Source organism: Virgibacillus oceani (assembly GCF_041521345.1).
GTDB classification, from domain to species: Bacteria; Bacillota; Bacilli; order Bacillales; family Amphibacillaceae; genus Virgibacillus_N; species Virgibacillus_N oceani_A.
This window is the reverse complement of the sequence record NZ_JBGOHB010000029.1, coordinates 1-21,373: the sequence shown is the minus strand read 5'-3', so window position 1 is coordinate 21,373 and position 21,373 is coordinate 1. Positions and strand designations below refer to the sequence as shown.

General features: G+C 39.8%; 25 protein-coding genes. 14 read left to right on the top strand and 11 right to left on the bottom strand.

Annotated elements, in window-relative coordinates; translation table 11 throughout:
• Both ACDX78_RS18070 and ACDX78_RS18065 read right to left on the bottom strand, forming a co-directional pair.
• Nucleotides 1–201, bottom strand: coding sequence for a PLD nuclease N-terminal domain-containing protein (locus ACDX78_RS18070; protein WP_486029564.1), 201 nt, complete (start codon nt 199–201; stop codon nt 1–3).
• 194 nt (nt 202–395) lie between these two features.
• On the bottom strand, nt 396–812 hold the full coding sequence (locus tag ACDX78_RS18065) for a helix-turn-helix domain-containing protein (protein ID WP_486029563.1): 417 nt from the start codon (nt 810–812) through the stop codon (nt 396–398).
• Between the two features lie 157 nt (nt 813–969).
• Between ACDX78_RS18065 and ACDX78_RS18060 the strand changes: the two genes are divergently transcribed.
• Nucleotides 970–1,248, top strand: coding sequence for a hypothetical protein (locus ACDX78_RS18060; protein WP_486029562.1), 279 nt, complete (start codon nt 970–972; stop codon nt 1,246–1,248).
• 30 nt (nt 1,249–1,278) lie between these two features.
• Here the strand turns inward: ACDX78_RS18060 and ACDX78_RS18055 are convergent, their stop codons facing one another.
• Both ACDX78_RS18055 and ACDX78_RS18050 read right to left on the bottom strand, forming a co-directional pair.
• Nucleotides 1,279–1,398: a YfhE family protein gene (locus ACDX78_RS18055; protein WP_486029561.1), complete on the bottom strand. Its 120-nt coding sequence runs from the start codon at nt 1,396–1,398 to the stop codon at nt 1,279–1,281.
• Between the two features lie 85 nt (nt 1,399–1,483).
• Nucleotides 1,484–2,407 carry a TIGR01777 family oxidoreductase gene (locus ACDX78_RS18050; RefSeq protein WP_486029560.1) on the bottom strand — a complete coding sequence of 308 codons (924 nt, stop codon included), beginning with the start codon at nt 2,405–2,407 and terminating at the stop codon, nt 1,484–1,486.
• Nucleotides 2,408–2,547: 140 nt separating this feature from the next.
• On the opposite strand from ACDX78_RS18050, the gene recX reads away from it, so the two are divergent.
• Both recX and ACDX78_RS18040 read left to right on the top strand, forming a co-directional pair.
• Complete coding sequence (recX, locus tag ACDX78_RS18045; RefSeq protein WP_486029559.1) at nt 2,548–3,354, top strand: recombination regulator RecX; 807 nt, start codon at nt 2,548–2,550, stop codon at nt 3,352–3,354.
• Nucleotides 3,355–3,415: 61 nt separating this feature from the next.
• On the top strand, nt 3,416–3,760 hold the full coding sequence (locus tag ACDX78_RS18040) for a YfhH family protein (RefSeq protein WP_486029558.1): 345 nt from the start codon (nt 3,416–3,418) through the stop codon (nt 3,758–3,760).
• Nucleotides 3,761–4,287: 527 nt separating this feature from the next.
• Here ACDX78_RS18040 and ACDX78_RS18035 read toward each other — a convergent pair.
• Nucleotides 4,288–5,274 carry a metal-dependent hydrolase gene (locus ACDX78_RS18035; protein ID WP_486029557.1) on the bottom strand — a complete coding sequence of 329 codons (987 nt, stop codon included), beginning with the start codon at nt 5,272–5,274 and terminating at the stop codon, nt 4,288–4,290.
• Between the two features lie 149 nt (nt 5,275–5,423).
• Here ACDX78_RS18035 and mutY point away from each other — a divergent pair, with 149 nt between their 5' ends.
• Nucleotides 5,424–6,473 (top strand): A/G-specific adenine glycosylase, encoded by a 1,050-nt coding sequence (mutY, locus tag ACDX78_RS18030; RefSeq protein ID WP_486029556.1) that lies wholly within the window; start codon nt 5,424–5,426, stop codon nt 6,471–6,473.
• Between the two features lie 69 nt (nt 6,474–6,542).
• On the opposite strand, the gene ACDX78_RS18025 is transcribed toward mutY, so the two are convergent.
• Nucleotides 6,543–6,716, bottom strand: coding sequence for a hypothetical protein (locus ACDX78_RS18025; protein WP_486029555.1), 174 nt, complete (start codon nt 6,714–6,716; stop codon nt 6,543–6,545).
• A 153-nt stretch (nt 6,717–6,869) separates the two neighbouring features.
• On the opposite strand from ACDX78_RS18025, the gene ACDX78_RS18020 reads away from it, so the two are divergent.
• The 3 genes from ACDX78_RS18020 to ACDX78_RS18010 all read left to right on the top strand — a co-directional run bounded on the left by ACDX78_RS18020 (nt 6,870) and on the right by ACDX78_RS18010 (nt 9,629).
• Nucleotides 6,870–7,052 (top strand): gamma-type small acid-soluble spore protein, encoded by a 183-nt coding sequence (locus ACDX78_RS18020; protein ID WP_486029554.1) that lies wholly within the window; start codon nt 6,870–6,872, stop codon nt 7,050–7,052.
• 205 nt (nt 7,053–7,257) lie between these two features.
• Entirely contained in the window at nt 7,258–7,785 is a 528-nt protein-coding gene (ntdP, locus tag ACDX78_RS18015) for a nucleoside tri-diphosphate phosphatase (RefSeq protein ID WP_486029600.1), read from the top strand.
• Nucleotides 7,786–7,880: 95 nt separating this feature from the next.
• A complete protein-coding gene (locus ACDX78_RS18010) occupies nt 7,881–9,629 on the top strand; it encodes an ABC transporter ATP-binding protein (RefSeq protein WP_486029553.1) in 1,749 nt (582 codons plus the stop codon).
• 69 nt (nt 9,630–9,698) lie between these two features.
• Here the strand turns inward: ACDX78_RS18010 and ACDX78_RS18005 are convergent, their stop codons facing one another.
• On the bottom strand, nt 9,699–10,988 hold the full coding sequence (locus ACDX78_RS18005) for a glutamate-1-semialdehyde 2,1-aminomutase (protein WP_486029552.1): 1,290 nt from the start codon (nt 10,986–10,988) through the stop codon (nt 9,699–9,701).
• Nucleotides 10,989–11,117: 129 nt separating this feature from the next.
• Between ACDX78_RS18005 and ACDX78_RS18000 the strand changes: the two genes are divergently transcribed.
• Both ACDX78_RS18000 and bcp read left to right on the top strand, forming a co-directional pair.
• The gene (locus tag ACDX78_RS18000) at nt 11,118–11,549 is read left to right on the top strand and encodes a potassium channel family protein (protein WP_486029551.1); all 432 of its coding nucleotides are present in this window, start codon (nt 11,118–11,120) and stop codon (nt 11,547–11,549) included.
• Between the two features lie 54 nt (nt 11,550–11,603).
• On the top strand, nt 11,604–12,080 hold the full coding sequence (bcp, locus tag ACDX78_RS17995; RefSeq protein ID WP_486029550.1) for a thioredoxin-dependent thiol peroxidase: 477 nt from the start codon (nt 11,604–11,606) through the stop codon (nt 12,078–12,080).
• 84 nt (nt 12,081–12,164) lie between these two features.
• Here bcp and ACDX78_RS17990 read toward each other — a convergent pair whose 3' ends face one another.
• On the bottom strand, nt 12,165–13,508 hold the full coding sequence (locus ACDX78_RS17990; RefSeq protein WP_486029549.1) for an amidohydrolase: 1,344 nt from the start codon (nt 13,506–13,508) through the stop codon (nt 12,165–12,167).
• 287 nt (nt 13,509–13,795) lie between these two features.
• Here ACDX78_RS17990 and ACDX78_RS17985 point away from each other — a divergent pair, with 287 nt between their 5' ends.
• The 4 genes from ACDX78_RS17985 to perR all read left to right on the top strand — a co-directional run bounded on the left by ACDX78_RS17985 (nt 13,796) and on the right by perR (nt 16,503).
• A complete protein-coding gene (locus ACDX78_RS17985) occupies nt 13,796–14,254 on the top strand; it encodes a sugar transferase (protein WP_486029548.1) in 459 nt (152 codons plus the stop codon).
• Between the two features lie 112 nt (nt 14,255–14,366).
• Nucleotides 14,367–15,314 (top strand): D-2-hydroxyacid dehydrogenase, encoded by a 948-nt coding sequence (locus ACDX78_RS17980; protein WP_486029547.1) that lies wholly within the window; start codon nt 14,367–14,369, stop codon nt 15,312–15,314.
• Nucleotides 15,315–15,316: 2 nt separating this feature from the next.
• Nucleotides 15,317–15,871, top strand: coding sequence for a cob(I)yrinic acid a,c-diamide adenosyltransferase (locus tag ACDX78_RS17975; RefSeq protein ID WP_486029546.1), 555 nt, complete (start codon nt 15,317–15,319; stop codon nt 15,869–15,871).
• A gap of 188 nt (nt 15,872–16,059) precedes the next feature.
• The gene (perR, locus tag ACDX78_RS17970) at nt 16,060–16,503 is read left to right on the top strand and encodes a peroxide-responsive transcriptional repressor PerR (protein ID WP_486029545.1); all 444 of its coding nucleotides are present in this window, start codon (nt 16,060–16,062) and stop codon (nt 16,501–16,503) included.
• A gap of 310 nt (nt 16,504–16,813) precedes the next feature.
• Here the strand turns inward: perR and pabB are convergent, their stop codons facing one another.
• The 3 genes from pabB to ACDX78_RS17955 form a co-directional block, all read right to left on the bottom strand.
• On the bottom strand, nt 16,814–18,544 hold the full coding sequence (gene pabB / locus ACDX78_RS17965) for an aminodeoxychorismate synthase component I (protein WP_486029544.1): 1,731 nt from the start codon (nt 18,542–18,544) through the stop codon (nt 16,814–16,816).
• Entirely contained in the window at nt 18,522–19,121 is a 600-nt protein-coding gene (locus tag ACDX78_RS17960) for an anthranilate synthase component II (RefSeq protein WP_486029543.1), read from the bottom strand. The genes pabB and ACDX78_RS17960 overlap by 23 nt, the downstream gene beginning before the upstream one ends.
• Before the next feature lie 132 nt (nt 19,122–19,253).
• On the bottom strand, nt 19,254–19,637 hold the full coding sequence (locus ACDX78_RS17955) for a DUF2614 family zinc ribbon-containing protein (protein ID WP_486029542.1): 384 nt from the start codon (nt 19,635–19,637) through the stop codon (nt 19,254–19,256).
• Nucleotides 19,638–19,787: 150 nt separating this feature from the next.
• Here ACDX78_RS17955 and ACDX78_RS17950 point away from each other — a divergent pair, with 150 nt between their 5' ends.
• Complete coding sequence (locus ACDX78_RS17950) at nt 19,788–20,660, top strand: nucleotidyltransferase-like protein (RefSeq protein ID WP_486029541.1); 873 nt, start codon at nt 19,788–19,790, stop codon at nt 20,658–20,660.
• Nucleotides 20,661–21,373 lie beyond the last annotated feature (713 nt).

The window sequence follows — 21,373 nt, the reverse complement described above, 5'->3', positions numbered from 1 at the left end:
TTAGCGTTGCCCCCTTCCAAAAATAAAATAGATAATCGGACCAATCACTGTTCCAAATACAATAATGAAAAACCACATCCATTTTGGTCCGCGGAATTCATCTGTTTTTGCCCAGTCGATGATGGCAACAAGCAAAAGAATTGCCTGAATGACAAATAATGGGGCAATAAGCTGCCAGTTAATTTCCTGCAGGGTTTCCATTGTGACCGCCTCCTTTTTAACATTTAAAAAATATACGGATAAGCGAGTGGATATGTTTCATATAACCAAAAAAATCTGGTCGATAGCCGGTTTTCGATTAATGGTATAAATTTATCTTATTGCATTATTGGGGAAGAGGTTTAATGGACAAAATAAAATCCATCAGTAGAATATATTAATAATTCCCTGATGGATTATAAATGATCTAACGGATCAATCATATTTTCCAGCACCTTATGTATGTATAGCTGTTTCTTCATCGGTAGATTTTTCAAACGATGGATGTCTTCTTTGAAGTGCGGGTGCATCATAATATATTCAATAAGTTCTGCTACTTCGTCTTCAAAGGAAATGGTTTCTGAACTATAAATTCGTTTGAAGTCTTTCAGCAGATCTTCGCGGAATGAATAGTTTCCGGTAAGGTGATCAATAGATACATGAAATAAGCGGCTCAAATTGAGTAAGGACTTCGCATCAGGAAGGGCAGTGTTACTTTCCCATTTTGCAACGTTTGATCGGGAAACATTTATTTCATCGGCGAGTTCCTGTTGGGTTAACCCAAGCTGATCACGAAAAAATTTAATATTATATGATAATTTCTCCAAACTCATTTATGATCACACTCTTATAGAAAGATTAGGATTGAATTCCTTATTTAAGTACAATTAATCCTAACACGACATCATGGGGAAAGGGGGGACTGATTGTTCTTTATACGAACATATAGTAAAATGTACCTATAAAGAACAGAAAGCGAGGAACAAGCATATGGTAAGTTGCATGATGTTGTATCATCCAACCATTTCAAGCTTAACGAAAAGCAGACTTCTCCGTTCTATTTTTTATAAAGATGCGTTTGAAATCGAGGTGCTGGATCACCGCACCATGATCATTTATTTGTGGAACGTAAAAAAAATAGATATATGGCAGGTCGCAGTATTATTGGAATCAGTTGATATACAGCTTGGTTATGGATTTGGAGCTTATAAAATAGAGGCAAAAACAGATGCGAAAGACATGCTGGAAAAATGGAGAGAAATAAGCTGATTCATTACCAGAAAAAAGAAACCGAAGTAGTTAACTGCGGTTTCCTTTCGTGGAAAGTTTATTATAAACACGATCTGCATGCTTAAATTCTTTTTGATAGAGAACTTCCTGTGTCTTGGATAAAAATTTTTCTCGCTGGTCTTTTTTCAAAAAATCTCACCCTTTTCTTTTTCACATAGTTTTTACCAAGGATTAAGATTTATACAATTAAATCAGGATAATTTTTTTTACCTAATCACCACTGGTCTTCAATATCCTCCAAGGCACCTCTCAATTCGGGATAAGCAAATGTAAAGTTATGATCCAATGCTTTTTGCGGCAGCACATATTGCCCTTTTGTAATAAGCTGACTCATCTCGCCGGTTGCCAGTGTAATAAACATGGAAGGGGTGGTAAACCAGTAAGGGCGGCGGAGCACCTTTGCCATGGTTTTCATAAAATCCTTATTCCTTTTTGGATTTGGTGCAGTCACATTTACCGGACCTTCGATGTGATCATTTTCAATACAAAATTGAATGAGGTCGACCACATCTTTTACATACACCCAAGTCAGCCATTGCTGCCCGTTTCCGATTTTTCCGCCAGCAAACATTTTGACGGGAAGTCGCATGAGGGGCAAGGCACCTCCGTCACCTAAAATGACACCAAATCGGGTAAAAACAGTACGAACCCCAAATTTCTCCACCTGCTTTGCGATACGTTCCCATTCTACAGCTACTTTAGCTAGAAAATCATTTCCAGCCTGCTTCGTCTCCTCTGTAAAAACCATATCCTCTGCCACGCCATAATAGCCTACTGCAGAGCCATTTATAAATACTTCGGGCTTTTCATCCATCCGCTCAACCATTTTGATGAGCTTACGCGTAATGGTAATCCGACTCGTGATAATCGCTTCTTTTTTCTTTTTTGTCCAATAGCCAAAAATGGATTCCCCGGCCAAGTTAACAATTGCATTAATTTTGGGGAGTTTATCGACAGGGTAATCATAACTGATAAAAGTGGAATTTTCCGTATTTGTTTGAGACGCTGGTGATCTTGTGAGCACGTACGTATGGTGATTATTTTCATGAAGCACTTTAGTGAGGTTTTTGCCGACAAAACCCGTGCCGCCGGTTATTAATATATTCATCTTATTCGCGCAGGTTATCTTTTCCTGCACTTGCCTCCTTACCGTCCATAGTTATTGTGAATGTTCATAAATACAATTATATCCTATTTATTATATGCAGCAAAACGATTCTTATAGTAGTGTCCTGGTTATTTTTAAGCTATAGTTATAAGGGAAAGGGGTGAGAAACTTTGGCTCGAATAACCAGGATCACTACACAAAAGAAATATAAGAATCGTTATAATATCTTTTTAGATGATGGTCAAGGTGAAAAGTATGGCTTCAGTGTAGATGAAGCGGTTCTCGTTGAATACAGACTAAGGAAGAACCTTGAGCTCGATGACACGATGGTTTCCACACTCATCCAAAAAGATACATTACATAAGTCGTATACCCTTGCTATCACATTTTTAAGCTACCGAATGCGTACAAAAAAAGAAATACATGATTATTTGTTGAAAAAAGAAGTAGATGAGGAACAAATTCCGGTAATTATAGAGAAATTAATAAAGGAAAAATTAATTGATGATAAGCAGTTTGCCAATTTGTTTGTTACATCAAGAATAAATACAGCAGCAAAGGGGCCGCTGCTGATTAAAAAAGAACTTATTGATAAAGGTGTTTCCGAATCTATTGCTAGTGAAGCCATTCAGCTATTCAGCTATGGGGATCAATATGAAAAAGCTGCCAATTGGGTGGAGAAAAAGCTCAGCCAAAGTAAAAAAGACTCATTCAGACAGCGAGTGGACAAGCTACGGGCGAATTTGATGCAAAAAGGGTTTACCCAGGATGTGGTGAAAGATGTGTTCATGAATATAGAAGAGGAAAAAGACGATGACTCAGAATGGGAAAATACGGTGTATCAAGGCGAAAAGTTGCTAAGGAAGCACGGGCAGAAGCTGGAAGGATTTGAATTGCGCCAGAAAATAAAAGAGGGACTTTACAGAAAAGGATTTTCATTTGAAGTCATTGAAAAATTTCTTGATGAGCATCTATGATTTTCATCATTTTCATTTCCCGAAACAATTGGTAAAATGAATAGGAAAGAGAGGGACCATGATGAATAATAACAGTAATTATTTTCGATATAGCGACTACTCCATTGAGCAGCTTCATGAAGAAATTAGCATACTCAAAGACAAGGCCATGAAAGCGGAACGGGTGGGCAACATATCCGAAGTAGCAGTAAATGAACGCAAAATGCAAGTCGCCATTGCATATACATTAAACCCGGATGACTTTAAAGCCGGCGAAACATATGAACTCAAAATGGAACCCGGTATGAACTTCAAAATAGATTATATCAACGGCGTCTTTGCCTGGGGCAACCGCATCAACCTATTAAACGAACAATACGAAAAAACAGAAGCCATCCCCATCTCCCTGCTTGGAGACAAAAAGTGAAACAAAGGGACGCTTCTTTTATTGTTCCATATTTTGGAAACAACGAACAGTTCGACCAATGAAATGCAGGAACCGTGTTATTTCCGGAAACGCTGAATCAATACTTGAATCCTGAAATCAGCCGCTGCCCCGAAATCTGCAGGATGGAACTTTACAAATAACTGAATCAGCGCAGTATTGCTTACAGCACCCCGAAAAGAGGCCGGGACAGGACAATTGAAGTAAACAAAAATCCGAGTATCACTAAACTGGAACTTAAAAACCGCTCCGGAAATATACTGCGCTTTCACCACGGGAACAAGTACGACATCACTTCAAACTCCCTTTGGTGGCTTTCAGTGTGTCTTCTTTGCCGCGGGCGGCTGGTGAGCCTCCTTGTGCTGTCGCACTCCGGGGTCTCACCGATGCCTTTTCTCCCGCCGGAGTCTACGTATATTTCCGGAGCTACCATAGTAGATTTTCCGTCTTTTCAGTGTTTCCTCAGGTTTTGTCCCAGGCTCTTTTAACACGCGCGTTTACTTATCGCCTTATACGGGACTTTCTTCAACATACAATTTATTTTGCAGTTTTTGTTCGGAGAAAATCCAGCCTGTGTAGGAACTCATGATGCGCATATTATCATCAATTTGAACTACGGCAACAAATGGGTAATGTCCTTTGGAGCGATAGCGTAAATCAATGAAACGAACTTCTGTGAAATCGTCAAAATCATTTATTTCCCAACGGTAAACAGGAGAAAAAGCTAAAAATGCTTTAATATTTTTGTCTGTTTTTGCTACCTCCATTATTTCTGAATCGGGTAAAGGCACCCTATTAAATTCGTCAACAATTTCAATATGGCCATTTGCCACTGTGCCTACATAAAATTTTTCCCCGGTGGTGATTGCAACCCGCCAGTAGTTTTGCTTAATCGTCGGGGATGTTGCAATTTGTTTCGTATTGGGAAAAAAATCTATAATTTTTTTCGTGATTTCTCTTTTATCCATATACCGTTTAATATAGTATAATGCAATAACCGTATATATGGTCAGCCAGGTATATCCAGGGCTTGCACCAAGCACCCAAGCGCCAATTCCTGCGATATGCAGAATAAATATATATGGGTCAAACGTGTTAATAAAACCATGGGCTATCCACTTATGGGTAAAAGGCCGATATGCCTGTGTGCCGTATGCGTTAAATATATCAACAAACACATGTATAATCACTGCCAATGCAGTCCACAGCCATAAATGCAGAAAATTGACTTGGGGTACAAACATATAAATGATGCTTGCAATGAAAATCCCCCAAAATATAACTGCAGGTATAGAATGGCTTATGCCGCGATGGTGACGGATATAAGTTGCATTATTTTTTAATTTCATCACCGTATCAAAGTCCGGTGCGTGAGAACCTACAATTGTTCCGACTAAAACAGCGTGGAAGAGGGTAGGGTCCTGGTGCACTACTGGATCCAATGTTGCCAAACCTCCGAGGGCAACACCCATGACAATGTGGGTACCAGTATCCATAAATTAAGGTCCTCCTTAGTTTCAAGTTACAGTGTATATAAAGATATTTGAAATTATATGAATAAAAACTGGGTTATCAAAAGTATTTTATTGTTACTTTATTGTACCATACAGGATGTGATTTTATCAGATATAAAAGTTTAGATAATATGAACACTTTCGCTTTCCAGCAGGATTTACTCGAATGGTATCATGAAAATAAACGGGAATTGCCTTGGCGTGAAGATCAAGATCCGTATAAAATCTGGGTCTCTGAAATTATGCTTCAGCAAACAAAGGTTGATACAGTCATCCCGTATTTTCAGCGATTTATTGAAAAGTTCCCGACGCCAGAAGTACTGGCAGAAGCAGAGGAACAGGATGTTTTGAAAGCCTGGGAAGGCCTTGGGTACTATTCCCGCGCTAGAAATCTGCAAAACGCGATACGTGAGGTAGTTTCTTCCTATGGCGGAAATGTGCCTGAAAATGAAAAAGAACTGGGAGATTTAAAAGGAATTGGTCCCTATACGAAAGGAGCCATTTTATCCATTGCCTATAACCAGCCTGTACCAGCAATTGATGGGAATGTCATGCGTGTTTTCTCCCGTCTGTTGCTGATCGAGGAAGATATATCCCTGACAAAAACGAAAAAGCTATTTGATGAAAAAGTCCGGGAAGTAATAAGCAAGGAAGATCCAGCTTCCTTTAATCAGGCTGTAATGGAATTGGGTGCCTTAGTCTGTACACCGCGTTCCCCTGGCTGTCTGCTCTGTCCGGTACAAGCTCATTGTGAAGCATTTGCTCAAGGCAGGGAAGAAGAACTGCCTGTGAAAGCAAAAGCAAAGAAACAGCGGGAAATATCCTATGCTGTATTGCTAATTGGAAACGAAAAAAATGAATACCTGATTGAAAAACGGCCGGAAAAAGGATTGCTCGCCAATCTGTGGCAATTTCCGATGATTCCTGATTCAGAGGTGGATCTGAAACAGGCGGATGACTGGATATATAAAAATTATGGTATACGAGCTCAGATGAAAAAAAAGCTCGGAAAGTTGAATCATGTTTTTACCCATCTGATCTGGCAATTGGATATTTATGAAGCGACCACGGAAGAAACAGCAGTAAAAAAGGATAGTGTATTTTTTGTGGATAAGGAAAAACTGGAAGAATATCCTTTTCCTGTCTCCCATCAGAAGATGATGAAGTACATCCAGGAATAATGTATAGGGCTCCCTTTAAAATGGGAGCTTTTTTGGTGCAGTCAGGAGTTATCAGTTAATGGAAGATTTTCATCTCCGGTTTTGTCTTTCTTCATTAATTTCATGCAATATGCTTAATCCTTCTGGGTTCACATATGGTAATAACTGGGATAGGGCATGTTGAAAATAATCCAATTCCTCTTTGTTCCAATCGGTTTTGCTCATCATGGACAACTCGGTGAAATCCCTTCTTGCTGTCTTCATTATTTTCAACCTCCAAAAAAATATTACGTTCATAATTTGTGTTGAATCCCGGTTTTTTATTCGAATATGGAATAAATTGCCTGACAATTACTTTAACAAGTCGGGATAACAATGAGCAAAGTGGACAAATTAACTACTGCGGAGGTGATATTGATGGCTAAGCAACAAAACCAAAACCAAAATCCAGCTTCGAAAACGGATGCTCAAAAAGTAAGACAGCAAAACCAACAAGCGGCCCAAGGCCAAGGACAGTATGGTACTGAGTTTGGAGCTGAACAAACTAACGCTCAGGAAGTTAGAAAGCAAAATCAAAAATCACAGCAAAACAAAAAGTAACATCTTTAACCCCAAATACAAAAAGAGTTTCCTGTCTTCCAGGAAGCTCTTTTTTAATTGCTGTGAGTCGTGGATAAATAACGCATGTGTTAGACCAAAATAGGGCAAAACTTGCACATTATTTTCGTAATACTTTATGTTTTTTAGGATTAGCATTATAATGGTTAGTGAATTTGCTGGCGGATTTTATAGAAAGGAAGATAGTATGGCTGCTCCGAAAGCAGGGTCAAGAATTCAAATACAAAGCTACAAACACAATGGAAAGTTCCATCGCCTGTGGAAGGAGACGCTTGTGTTAAAAGGTACGGAAACAGTAGTTATCGGAGCAAATGACAAAACATTGGTACTGGAAAGTGATAAAAGATCATGGGTAACCAGGGAGCCTTCCATTTGTTATTTTCATGCGAAACACTGGTTTAACATCATTGGAATGCTCCGGAATGACGGAATTTATTATTACTGTAATATCAGTTCACCATTTGTTTATGACGAGGAAGCCTTAAAATATATTGATTACGATCTTGACGTAAAGGTTTTTCCTGATATGACGTTTGAATTATTGGACGAGGATGAGTATGAAGAACATAAAATTATGATGAATTATCCAAAAATACTGGACCGTATTTTGCATAATAACGTCGATTATTTGATGAGATGGATCCGGCAAAGACAGGGGCCATTTTCCCCGGACTTTGTAGATCAATGGTATGAACGATATTTAACCTATCGCTAATGCGTATTTTACAAGTAATGTACAGAGAAATCGCCTTGTTGCATGATAGTGCAGCAGGGGTTTTCTTTTTAAATATAATTTAAGGAAGATCAATTATGAGCAGTATTAGACAGTATATGCAATTTGTAAAACCGTATAAATGGAAAATATTTTGGACAGTGATGATAGGTGTTTTAAAATTTGGTATTCCATTGATGATGCCATTAATTTTGAAATTTGTCATCGATAACATCATTGGAGCAGAAGGAATGACAAATGACGAAAAGATTTCCCAGCTGTTTTGGCTGATGGGAAGTGCATTTGTTGTCTTTCTTTTATTACGTCCGCCCATTGAATACTTTCGACAATACCTGGCACAATGGGTTGGAAATACAATTCTTTATGATATAAGAGACCGGCTGTTTGATCATATTCAAAAATTAAGCTTGAATTTTTATTCGAGGACAAAAACCGGCGAAATTATTTCCCGGGTAATACATGATGTCGAACAAACGAAGAATTTTGTAATAACCGGTCTCATGAATGTGTGGTTGGATCTGGTAACGATAGTAATTGCAATCATTATTATGCTGACGATGGACTTTTGGCTGACCATTGTAGCTATTATTTTATTTCCTTTCTACGGTTTTTCCATAAAATATTTCTATGGAAGGCTGCGAGATTTGACAAGGCAGCGTTCTCAAGCGCTGGCTGAAGTGCAAGGCCATTTACATGAGCGGGTTCAAGGAGTGCCGGTGACAAGAAGCTTTGCATTAGAGGATTACGAACAGGAACAATTTGAGGGAAGGAATAGTAACTTTTTAACAAAGGCACTTGATCATACAAGTTGGAATGCAAAAACTTTTGCAGTTACAAATACAATTACAGATCTTGCCCCATTACTTGTAATTGCATTTGCAGGCTATCATGTTATTAATGAAAATCTCACATTGGGTACAATGGTTGCATTTGTCGGTTATATGGAAAGGGTGTACAGCCCGCTCCGCAGACTGATCAACTCTTCGACAGTACTTGTGCAGTCAATTGCTTCTATTGACCGTGTGTTTGAATTCGCTAATGAAAAATATGATGTGACAGATAAAGAAGATGCTAAAGAGTTAAAGCGAGTGAATGGCTCTATCTCGATGCAAAATGTTTCGTTCCGTTATGATGAAGAAAAACAGGTATTAAAAAATGTCAATCTGGATGTAAAAGAAGGGGAGACGATTGCTTTTGTCGGGATGAGTGGCGGAGGAAAATCCACATTAATCAGTCTTATACCACGTTTTTATGATGTGAGCGGCGGATCGATAAAAGTGGATGGGCAGGATATTCGAAATATAAAAGCAAGGTCGCTCCGCAATAATATTGGAATGGTTCTGCAGGATAATATTCTGTTCAGTGAATCAGTTGCCATGAATATTCGGATGGGGAACCCGGATGCTACAGATCAGGAAGTGGTAGAAGCAGCCAAGCTAGCGAATGCCCATGACTTTATTCAGGAAATGTCGGATGGCTATGACACACTTGTTGGAGAGCGCGGGGTAAAGTTATCCGGTGGTCAAAAACAGCGGATTGCTATAGCAAGAGTCTTCTTAAAAAATCCGCCGATATTGATTTTTGATGAAGCTACCTCTGCGCTGGATCTGGAGAGTGAGCATATGATTCAGGAAGCACTTGAGAAACTAGCTTCCACACGCACAACATTTATCGTAGCACACCGGCTTGCCACAATTACACATGCAGACCGGATCGTTTTGATTGAAAACGGAGAAATCGTGGAATTAGGAACACACGATGAATTGATGAAACAGAGAGGGAATTATTACGATTTATACCAGGTTCAGCATTTGGATGATGACTAATAGCAAAGCAAGAATAAGGTCTCTGCACATTTATGAAGAATGTACAGAGACCTATTTTAGTTTAATCCACTAATTTATCGTTTCAAAAGCCTGCCCAACAGCTTCAATCGTCTGATTGATATCCGCTTCGGTATGTTCCGTCGTTAAAAACCATGCCTCATATTTGGATGGTGCTAAATTAATTCCCTGGTTCAGCATGTTTTTAAAAAATACAGCAAAAGTTTGGCCATCACTTGCTTCGGCATCTTCATAATTACTTATCGTGCCTGAGGCAAAATACACTGTTAAAGCACCGCATAAACGATTTACTATAATTGGAACATCATATTTATCTGCTTTTTCCAAAATACCTTTTTCAAGCTGTTCCCCAAGCTGATCCAGTTTTTCGTAAACACCATCTTCCTTTAAAACTTCCAGACAAGCAATGCCAGCTGCCATGGAAGCTGGGTTTCCGGCCATGGTTCCGGCCTGGTATGCCGGTCCAAGTGGTGCAACTTGTTCCATAATATCTTTACGTCCGCCATAGGCGCCAATCGGTAGGCCACCACCAATAATTTTCCCCATTGCAGTCATGTCTGGTTCAACTCCATACACCTGCTGTGCACTCCCGTAGGTAAATCGAAATGCACTAATCACTTCATCGTAAATAACGAGTGCTCCGGCATCATGTGTAATATCATTTACCGCCTGTAAAAAACCTTCTGTTGGTGTGACGATGCCAAAGTTTCCAACAATTGGTTCTACTAATACTGCAGCAATCTGATCTCCCCATTTATCCATGGCAACTTTGAAAGCTTCGATATTATTAAATGGTACCGTAATTGCATCCTCGGCAACGGAACGTGGGATCCCGGCTGAATCAGGCGTTCCCAAAGTCGCTGGCCCTGACCCAGCTTCAACCAGCACAGCATCAAAATGACCGTGGTAGGATCCGGAAAATTTGATGATTTTCGTTCGATCCGTATAGGCTCTTGCTACACGTACCGTTGTCATTACCGCTTCCGTGCCGGAATTTACAAAGCGAACCTTTTCTAAAGAAGGGATGGCCTCCTTTAACATTTTCGCAAATTTATTTTCCAATCTGGTTGGCGCTCCATATAATACGCCTGTTTCAGCCGCCCCGGCAATCGCCTTGGCAATATGCGGGTGGGCATGCCCGGTAATGATTGGTCCGTATGCTGCCAGGTAATCAATATATTTATGTCCGTCCACATCCCAAAAGTAAGCACCTTGACCGCGCTCCATATATACAGGTGCTCCGCCGCCCACTGCTTTATAAGATCGTGAAGGAGAATTAACACCACCGACTATATGATCCAATGCTTCTTTATGTAATGCCTCTGATTTCGTAAAATCCATTTAAATAATGCCTCCCTCATTTTATTCCCATGCGTATCTATTTTATCGTAAAGAATAAAAAAATAAATGACAAGCTTGTACTACATTCGGCATATAGTTAATTAAGAGAATAAAAATGAAGGGGATATTATGCTTATCATTCCTTGGCTTATCCTTATTGGAATAGCTTTTGTCGTAATAAAAAGTCTTATTGAATTTATTCGCGGTGGGAAATTCCGGGTGGAAATGCGGGACAGCCGATTTTCATTGGAACTGTTTTATTCACTTGTGATCATTTTTGTTATTGTTATTGTCGGCTTCGGACTCATTTATTTTATACTTTCTTTTCAGGGTATCATTCTCGTCGAACATGGTGAATTGAGACAGGTCAATATTTTGGGATCCATCATTCATTCCATGTATTTCAGTGGTGTAACCATGTTGACGATTGGCTACGGCGATATAACACCCATCGGAATCGGCAGATTTATTGCTGTGATTCAGGCGCTAATTGGATATATTTTGCCGACAGCCTTTGTATTACGTATAGTACAGCGTGGACGGCAAAGCGGAAATGAATGATTCAACTCACGCTATATGCTATAGTAATTGTAAAGATTTTTTGGAGGGATCAAGATGACAGTTGAACCAGGGAAAGAAGTAAAAGACTTTACACTTAAAAACCAGGATGGGGAAGACGTGAGCTTGTCTGATTTTAAAGGAAAGCATGTTGTTCTCTATTTTTACCCAAAAGATATGACACCAGGATGTACAACAGAGGCATGTGATTTCCGTGATTCCCATGAAAAATTCGGGGAAGTGGATGCCGTAATTATTGGTATCAGCCCGGACCCGGTGGAAAGTCATCAGAAATTTATTGATAAACATGATCTGCCGTTTCTGCTGTTAGCGGATGAGGATCATAAGGTGGCGGAAGACTTTGGTGTTTGGAAGCTGAAAAAGAACTTCGGTAAAGAGTATTATGGCATTGAGCGTTCCACGTTTATTATTGATAAAGAAGGTAAACTGCAAAAAGAGTTCCGCAAAGTCCGAGTGAAAGGTCATGTGGAAGAAGCACTTGAATATATTCGGGAGCAATTATCGGGAGTTTAAGGTGAGTGGGTGAGAAGACAGTCTTTGGAAGGCTGTCTTCTTGCCTATCTGCGTGAACCCTAAATACATATAAAAAGAATACTGTTAAATCCCAGCCTCATATACCTTCCCGTCACGCAATTCATCAAAAGTTTCCTGTGCTTTTTCCAGAATGTTATCTGTATTTATAAGCACATCATAAGCAGATAGTGCCATGCTGCTTGCGGCAAGGTGCATTCCTTTGTAACCAATTTCCGTGCCGAATGAAGCGGTTGCCTGCCAGGAGTGTAAGGCTGTCCCTTTAGGTGCGCATGTTGTGGTAATCATTCCCATCGGTGCAATCCAGCTCACATCTCCTACATCGCTCGATCCTGGCATAGAAGCTGCCTTATAAGGTTTAAAGGAAATGGAAGTTCGCAGCAATTCTTCCACAGGTTTACCAGCACTCGGCAATGTTTTGGCAAGTTCCTCTGCAAAACGTTGTTCTTCTTCTGTATAAACAAGCGGCTTGCTTTCTAGCATGTTTTGGTACATTAATTCATTTAACGGGTCATTTGGCAGGGTCTCATAAGGGAATGCCAACATCTCTGATTCCACTTCAGTGTCATTGATCAGGGCAGACCCTTTGGCGATGTCTTTTACTCTTCGGAAAATCTTTTCCACTTCTTCCTTCGAGCTCGCCCGCAGGAAATACCACACAGTTGATGTTTCCGGTACGATGTTAGGAGCCTGTCCTCCATCGGTAATCGTGTAATGCATGCGCGTGCCATCGGGTACATGCTCACGCAAATAGTTTACGCCAATGTTCATAATTTCCACACTATCAAGGGCACTTCTTCCTGCTTCCGGTGAGGCAGCGGCATGGGCCGGTTTTCCTTTAAAATGGAACTTGACTGAAACCATGGACTGCATGCGCTTATACATGGCAGCATTGCCTGTCATCGGATGCCAGGTTAAGGCACAATCAAGGTCATTAAAAACGCCTGCCTTGGCCATGAAGGTTTTTCCGGATAGTACCTCCTCGGCGGGACAACCGTAATACCGGATCGTTCCCTCCATGTGATCGGCCTCCATTTTTTCCTTCAGTGCGATAACTGCTTCCACACCTGCAGTTCCAAGCAAGTTATGGCCGCAGCCGTGTCCGGGACCGTCTTTTATCAATTCCTGTTTTTCCGGTCTCGGTTTTTGAGAAAGACCTGGAAGTGCATCAAATTCACCAAGGATCCCAATGATTGGCGCACCTTGTCCGTATTCAGCGATAAAGGCGGTATCGAGGCCGTTTATCTTCTCTTGAATGGAAAACCCCGCTTCTTTCAAAGCAATCTTCTGTTTCCCGCTTGCATACTCTTCCTCATAAGCGAGTTGCGGGTTATCCCAAATATCCTGTGCCATGGCAGTGTAAGTATGTTTATTTTTCTCTAGCCAGTCAATGATTGCTGTTTTACTCAATTGCCTTCACTCCTTAAGCGTCTGTTTTTGATATTGTTACCCGTTGCCGTACTTTCCATAAATAGACTATCTAAGAAAATCGGAAGTGCACGTAGTTACTAGTTAGTTTCACTGCAGATGCTTCTTATCAGTTTAGATTAAAAAGATTTACCTTTCAATATAGTTTATCATCTCCCGTTATATTAATTGTCTGACTGAGATGTAAGGTTTTAACATCTGGGGTAATATATTCGCTTCTGTTGAATAAGTTTTAGTAAAAAGGGACAACTGGAAGTGGAGAGTGAGAAATGGATTTACTGGAAAACAAATATGAAAGAGAGTACCGCTCGACTGCACAGCATAAATGGAGACCATCTATGAGAAGACTATCAGATATATTGCTTGGTATTCTACTGATTTTGCTCCTGTCACCTTTGTTTCTATACATTTCTATATTGATTTTAAAAAAAGAAGGAAGGCCGATTTTTCATCGAGAAATCTGTACGGGCAGGAAAAATCGTTCATTCACTATGTGGAAGTTCCGGACATTGTCAAATCCTTCTCGGTTAATAACTTCACTCCCTCCTTATCCATATCCTGAGCCATCGGGAAGGAGAACAGCCAGAACAATAACAGCTACCGGAAGATCACTGAAGAAGTATAAATTTGAAAGAATTCCATTACTAATCAACATCCTCATAGGAGATTTGAGTTTCACTGACTTAAAGACAGGAGAAAATCATAGTGAATATTCAAAGCCTCAGTAAGCGTGCAAATAATTAAAGTGCATAATATCAATTTTAATATACCTTCCTATTGTTCATTCAGGAGAAAAACCTTTATGATAGAAAAAAGAGAGTAAACAGGGAGGGGATCATCGTGATACTTTTTTCTGCAAGGATTTCACAAAAACATAAAAATGCTTTACAAGAAAAATATCCGGATAAGCAATTTGTTTTTTGCAATAATATGGATGCAGCCAAAGCCTATATACATCAAACGGAAGTGCTTGTTACATATGGAGAGGACCTTCACGCTGAACTTATAACGAATGCAGCAAAGCTGAAATGGATTATGGTTTTATCGGCAGGAATGGAAACAATGCCGTTTAAAGAGATTGCTGAAAGAGGAATATATGTGACTAATGCACGCGGGATTCATAAAACACCGATGGCTGAATATGCGATTTCTATGCTGCTTCAAGTGCTTCGCGAGACAAAAACATTATTAAATAATCAGCAGGAACAAATTTGGGATCGAAGCATACGCATGCAGGAACTGAAAGGGAAAACAATGCTTGTGCTTGGGACAGGTGCGATCGGCCAGGAGACAGCACGGCTTGCCCAGGCTTTTGGCGTTACAACAGTAGGCGTCTCTAAAAGCGGAAAACCTGTCACTCATTTTGATGAAAATCACCAGACAAAAGATTTGGAAAGTCTCGTGCCGCATGCTGATCTTGTTGTTTCTGTGTTGCCGAGCACGAAAGAAACGGAAGGGTTATTTAAATATGGATATTTCGAGCAGATGCCGAACCATGCAATCTTTCTAAACATGGGAAGAGGGGACTTGGTGAAAAGCGGTGATCTGTTAAAGGCGATACAAGAGGGTGAAATAGCACATGCCATATTGGATGTGTTTGAAGAAGAACCACTCTCTGAAGATCATCCATTTTGGAAGGAAGTAAATATCACGATTACACCTCATTTATCAGGGATGTCCAAACATTATGTCAGACGGGCGCTAGCTATTTTTGAGAAAAACCTGCAAGTATACCATTCAGGAAAAGATGATTTTATCAATAAAATTAATACATCGAGGGGGTACTAATTATGGCAAGAATTTATACAAGAGCAGGAGATAAAGGACAAACATCACTCGTTTATGGCAGAAGGGTTGCAAAAAATGATGTTCGCGTGGAGGCTTACGGGACATGTGATGAAGTGAACTCCATGATAGGCTGGGGGCTCAGCTTTTTAAACAACGAAATTTTTGAAGGAAAGGATAATTTTCTCGAAAAAATGCACCGTGTACAGACGATACTTTTTCATGTAGGTGCAGAGCTTGCTACACCAACGGATAAAGAGGTTGCCTGGAAACTAAAAAAAGAGCATATTGAGGAATTGGAAAGCCAGATTGATGAATGGGATCAAGAACTGGAACCGTTAAAACAATTTATTCTGCCATCCGGGCACAGTGCTGCAAGTGCACTGCATGCTTCAAGAACTGTGGCAAGACGGGCAGAGCGTACCGCGTTAGGTGTGGAGGAGGTGAATCCGCTGGTTGTTTCTTATTTAAACCGGTTGTCCGACTTTTTATTTGTTGCCGCAAGATTTGTCAATAAGCAGTTGGGTCAGGAAGAACGACCATTGATAGCGGATATCTGAGGTTATGTAAATGACTTCCAATCTATCTGCTCATTTACTCAAGCCCGGCAAACCGTTCCCGTTCTTCCTTTCTGGATAAAATACTTTATTTGACATACATCACATATAGGACGTACACTAATTATAAATATTATAAAATAATAACTTTAATGATATAGTATAAAATCTGGGAAGAGAGGTGGATGACGATGTCTGAAAAAAGTTTACAGGAAGCCATGGACACCTTAAAAGAATCAGGCGTCCGGATTACACCACAGCGCCATGCGGTACTTGAATATCTTTTGAATTCTATGGTACATCCAACAGCCGATGAAATATATAAAGCACTTGAGGGGAAATTCCCGAATATGAGTGTGGCGACAGTATATAATAATTTGCGTGTACTTCGTGAAATCGGACTTGTAAGAGAATTGACCTATGGAGATTCCTCCAGCCGGTTTGATTGCAATACAGAACAACATTATCATATTATTTGTGATTTATGCGGCAAGGTTGTGGATTTTCATTATCCCCCGCTTGATGAGGTGGAGTCCTTGGCTGAACAGGTAACAGGGTTTGATGTCAGTTATCACCGTATGGAAGTTTACGGGAAATGCGAGGAATGCCAGCTGGCAGCAACACCAACGCAATAATTAATTTATCGCAGTGTAACTGGCTGGCCGACAAAAACGCCACGTCCTGGGACTACGGGACAGTAGTTCCTCGTCCCATCATAAAGAATTGTGGCGTTGTCGGCACTAGCACGTCCTGTGCGTCGTAAGACTCCCACTTCAAGTAATGAAGGAAACATGAAAATTTTAAGTGGGAGATCCAACAGCCAGTAACGGCCCGATTCGTTCAACTAACATTCAGTGGGGATAAAAAGAAAATCCCCACTGAATGAAGTTTCACTTTATTTGCCATCAAAAATCCAAATGCTTAAGACATTTGGATTTTTGATTTTTATTCTACTTCTACAGGTATCCATTCACGAACACTGTTAATAAACCAGACCTTCGAGCATGCGGGCAGCTGGCTGACTTTAATGATTTCTTCTCTGATCATTCCTTTTTCCAATAAGGCGCGTCTATAGGTTCCATCCAATAAACCACAGGAAAGCGGAGGAGTGAAAAGTGCTCCATCCACCTCAACTACCACATTGCCCATCGTAAATTCGGTTAATTCCTCATCCTCATTCCATAGCAAAACATCAAATTTATCTTCATGCTCCTGTAATTTTTCCTTATACATGTCCCGATTGGTTGTTTTATGATAAAGAAAAATATCATTTCTATTGACTGGAGTTCTTGCAAGCGCTGTTTTTGCGACAGTCTGATGTGATGTGATTCCCTGTCCTTCAATCGTTATTTTTCCGTCCTTTGCCAGCAGCAAACGAACTCTCCAGCTGCCAACTTTATGGTTCTTTCTGAAATTAAACAGCTTTTTTTCTATTTCTTCTATATTAACTGGAAATTGAAAGTACCTGGCCGATTGTTTTAATCTTTCCATATGCTCCTTTAAAAGAAGGTATTTTCCATCGTAACAGCCAATGGTTTCCAATAAATGGAAATCAGAACACCTTCCCTGCAGTACTTTGGCTTTTGTTAAAATTTCCTCATATTCCTCTTCGTTATCGGAATTCCAGGTAATACCACCACCTACACCGTACTGAGCAATATTCGTTTTATGATTAATCACGACAGTGCGAATTGGGACGTTGAAAATTGCTTCCTGTTCAGGAGTAATAAATCCTATCGCCCCGCAGTATACTTCGCGCGGACTATTTTCCAGCTGGTGAATGATGTTCATTGTACTTATTTTCGGGGCGCCGGTAATGGAAGCGCACGGAAACAAAGCCTTGAAGATAGCGGCTAAATCTATTTTATCAGGAATTTCTGCAGTTACAGTGGATGTCATTTGATATACGGTTGGATATGCTTCAATGGAAAACAGCTTTGGTACTTCTACTGTTCCGGGCTTAGCGATCATCCCTAAGTCATTTCGAAGCATATCTACAATCATTACATTTTCTGCCCGGTTTTTTTCCGAATGATAAAGCCATGCTGCGTTGTCCCTGTCAGCTTCCAGTGTTGCGCCCCTTCCTGCCGTGCCTTTCATCGGCTTTGTCATCAACTTTTGATCCTTTAAATGAAAGAACAGTTCGGGAGACGCAGATAATATGGAAAAATCGCCGATATCAAGATAGGCACTGTAATTTGCTGCCTGTTTCTTTGCCAGTTGGCTATAATACGATTTTGGGTCACCGCTAAAATTGGACAGCATGCGAATCGTATAATTAACCTGGTATGTATCTCCCGTTTCAATTGCTTGTTTAATACGGTTTATATGCTGGTAATATTCATCAATTCTTGTTTGTGCAATCCAGTCTGTTGTGTGGAAGCTTTTCCCACCTTCAATCATTTCAGGGGAAGGCTGTTTAAAAATACCAAACCATAATAGCGGCATGAATTTAGCCTTATGTACGTTAAAGGCCGGATCGAACGCAGGAGCAGCTTCATAGGAAAGATAGCCAGCAGCATAATACCCTTGATCAACGGCATCCTGAACCTTTTTTAAGGCTGGCAGTACTTCCTCTGTTGTTTCTGCAATTATAATAGCTGCCGGGTTTTTAAATAAGAAAGGTCGTTTCTCTCCCTTTTCATCAACGAAATCAAAATGTAGCATCGGATGCATTTTTATTCATCCCTTTCTGCATAAAAAAATTCATTAATAAATCAAGACCATGCTCCGTTAAAATGGCTTCCGGGTGAGCCTGAATCCCTTCTACAGGGTACGCTTTATGCCGAAAGCCCATTATTTCACCATCAACAGACACAGCACTGATTTCTAAACAATCGGGAAAAGTTTTCGTATCTGCAATCAGCGAATGATACCTAGTAACGGACAACGGACTTTTAATGGATTGGAAAATGCCTTTTCCATCGTGCTGAATGGCAGAAACAATCCCGTGCATTGGCTGTTTTGCTTTTATAATATCCGCACCGAAGTATTGGGCAATGATTTGATGGCCAAGGCAAACACCAAGTATTGGAATGCTTTTGTGGAAATGTTCTACAACTTTCAAGCTAAATCCTGCTCCATTAGGGTGACCAGGCCCCGGTGAAAGCAGAATATGGGACGGCTTCATTTGTTCGATTTTTTCCATGGTTACTTCCGTATTTCGCTTGATGAACACCTCTTTGTCTAATTGCCGAATATATTGGACGAGGTTATAGGTGAAGGAATCATAATTGTCGATTACTAATATCATTTTCATCCCTCTTTTTTGGCAGGTAGTAATACTTTATCATTACAAATAATAAATCAAAAAATCCGTACTGAATGATACGGATTTTTTGATCGGATGAATAAGTGAACCATAGTCGTGAGGAATCTTGATTTTCTATTGCTTCTCACTGTTCTTTTTTTCTTTGCTGTAACGCCGTTTATTATATTTTTCATCGAACTCTTTGCCTTCCAGGTCTTTATCAAGTGTTAATGTCTGCTTGCAGTGCATACAGGCATCGACACGTCCGAGCATTTTGGTCGGTTTTTCACAGCTTGGACAAACGATGGGCACGGCTTTAAGAGAAAGCGTACCAATAAATAAATATACAACACAGCTGAGTAGCACCATTAAAACTCCAAGTGCAAAGAGCGTAAACATTAACCAGTCAGTGCCGCGGCTTAGCAGCCCACCGTACATTAGCAGAATTCCGCCAAAAATCAGCAGCAGGGCAAAGGTTCTTATTTTATTAATTTTACTGGAATAAACTAGTTGTGCCATATTGGCCCTCCTTACCTATTTCATTATGTAGTATAGCATATTTTTATTAAAATTTTGTTACATAAACAGGATTTCATCTAATTGTAACGAAATATATTAAAGACAAGATATTTAGTAGGAAATTGACCGATAATTTGGAGGAGTTCTATAATGGATCATCATCTGCAGCCTTTATATGAGGAATATGCGAGTGATTTAAATACATTGGGTATATTAATTATGGAAAAAACAGAACCGAATAGTCCTGTTACAGACAGTTTTGACGTCATACTTTTAATCATCGTAAAAAATATAAATAAAAGCTGGTATACAAAGCATTATAACATGGAAGGAAAATCAATTGCATTGCACGTTGTAAATGAAGGATTGCTGATGAACTGGATTGATACAAGTGGTTATCGCCGGGCGGTGGAGTGGATTATTTACGGAAAAGCAGTATTGGATAAAGATGGGTATGTCTTCCAACTGAAAAACCAGCTACGTGATTTTCCTGTAAATAAAAGGGAATTACGCAAAACCATTGAATTTGGCAAACTGGTCAAAAGTTATCATGAAGCAAAGTATTTATTTGAACTGAGTGAATATAAGGATACGTACAGTAAAATTCTTTACTCACTCCACTACCTGGCCAGGCTTGCTGTTATTGAACAAGGGTACTACCCGGAGGTAACGGTATGGAGGCAGGTAAGACAAATTGATCTGGAAGTATATAAATTATATGAAGAGTTTATTGATAGTAAAGAAGAGATGGAAAAACGAGTTAAACTTATGCTGATTGCGATGGATTTTATAATTAGCTCCAGATCGGCGTCTTCAGTAAAGCATTTATTAAATATTTTACGAACAAGGGATAGTGGATGGTCCTACGCAGAATTAAAATCAGTGCCTATGGTGGAATCCTATTCGCTGGATCTAGCAGCTATTTTCTCGTACTTACTGGATAAAAAAATAATTCGATCTGTAAAAGAGAAATCGAAAGTTACTGGTCTCTATGAACAAAAATATTCCCTTGGTGAGCAGTAACATTAAGCTGGGGTTTTGCATAATTACTATATAGTAGGCTGATGTTGGCACTGTTTTTGGGCGGGGGGGGGTAAACTACCACTGCCCAAAACAGCTGCCTTTAGGGCTGGAGTTAGATAAGTTATTATGCTGAAACGAAAAAAGCGAGAAGGAATGAGCTTATAAGATTTATTGTTTCCTTTAGTCATAAACAGGAAAATAATGTTCTGATAAAGCTGCGGGGTATATATAAATAGCTGATAATGCAGGACAGCAGTATGTTCAGATTCGGTATATTTACCGTTGACTTTGCTATAGAACCATGATAAAGTAAAAAACGTCGCAAAAAGATGCGTCACGAACTACCGACATAAACTGAATTATTTTTATTGACTTTCAGTTAGTGACTGTGGTATTATAATAAAGTCGCCAATTTGAGCAGACGAAATGTCGAAAGATAAAAGCTGTTGACATGGATTGCTTAAGGTGATATAATTGAATCTTGTCGCGGAAAAAAGCGACGTGATAAATTTGCTCTTTGAAAACTGAACAAAACAACCAGTATGTAATATGAAGATGTCAGAGGTAAGAAGTCTGAGTCAGACTAGGTTCTGAACGAGGAAGACTTATCCTCCTGAGGTCAATTTTTGAAGCTAAGAAATAAATAATGGATTGGTGTCCATTATAACCAAACTTTTATGGAGAGTTTGATCTTGGCTCAGGACGAACGCTGG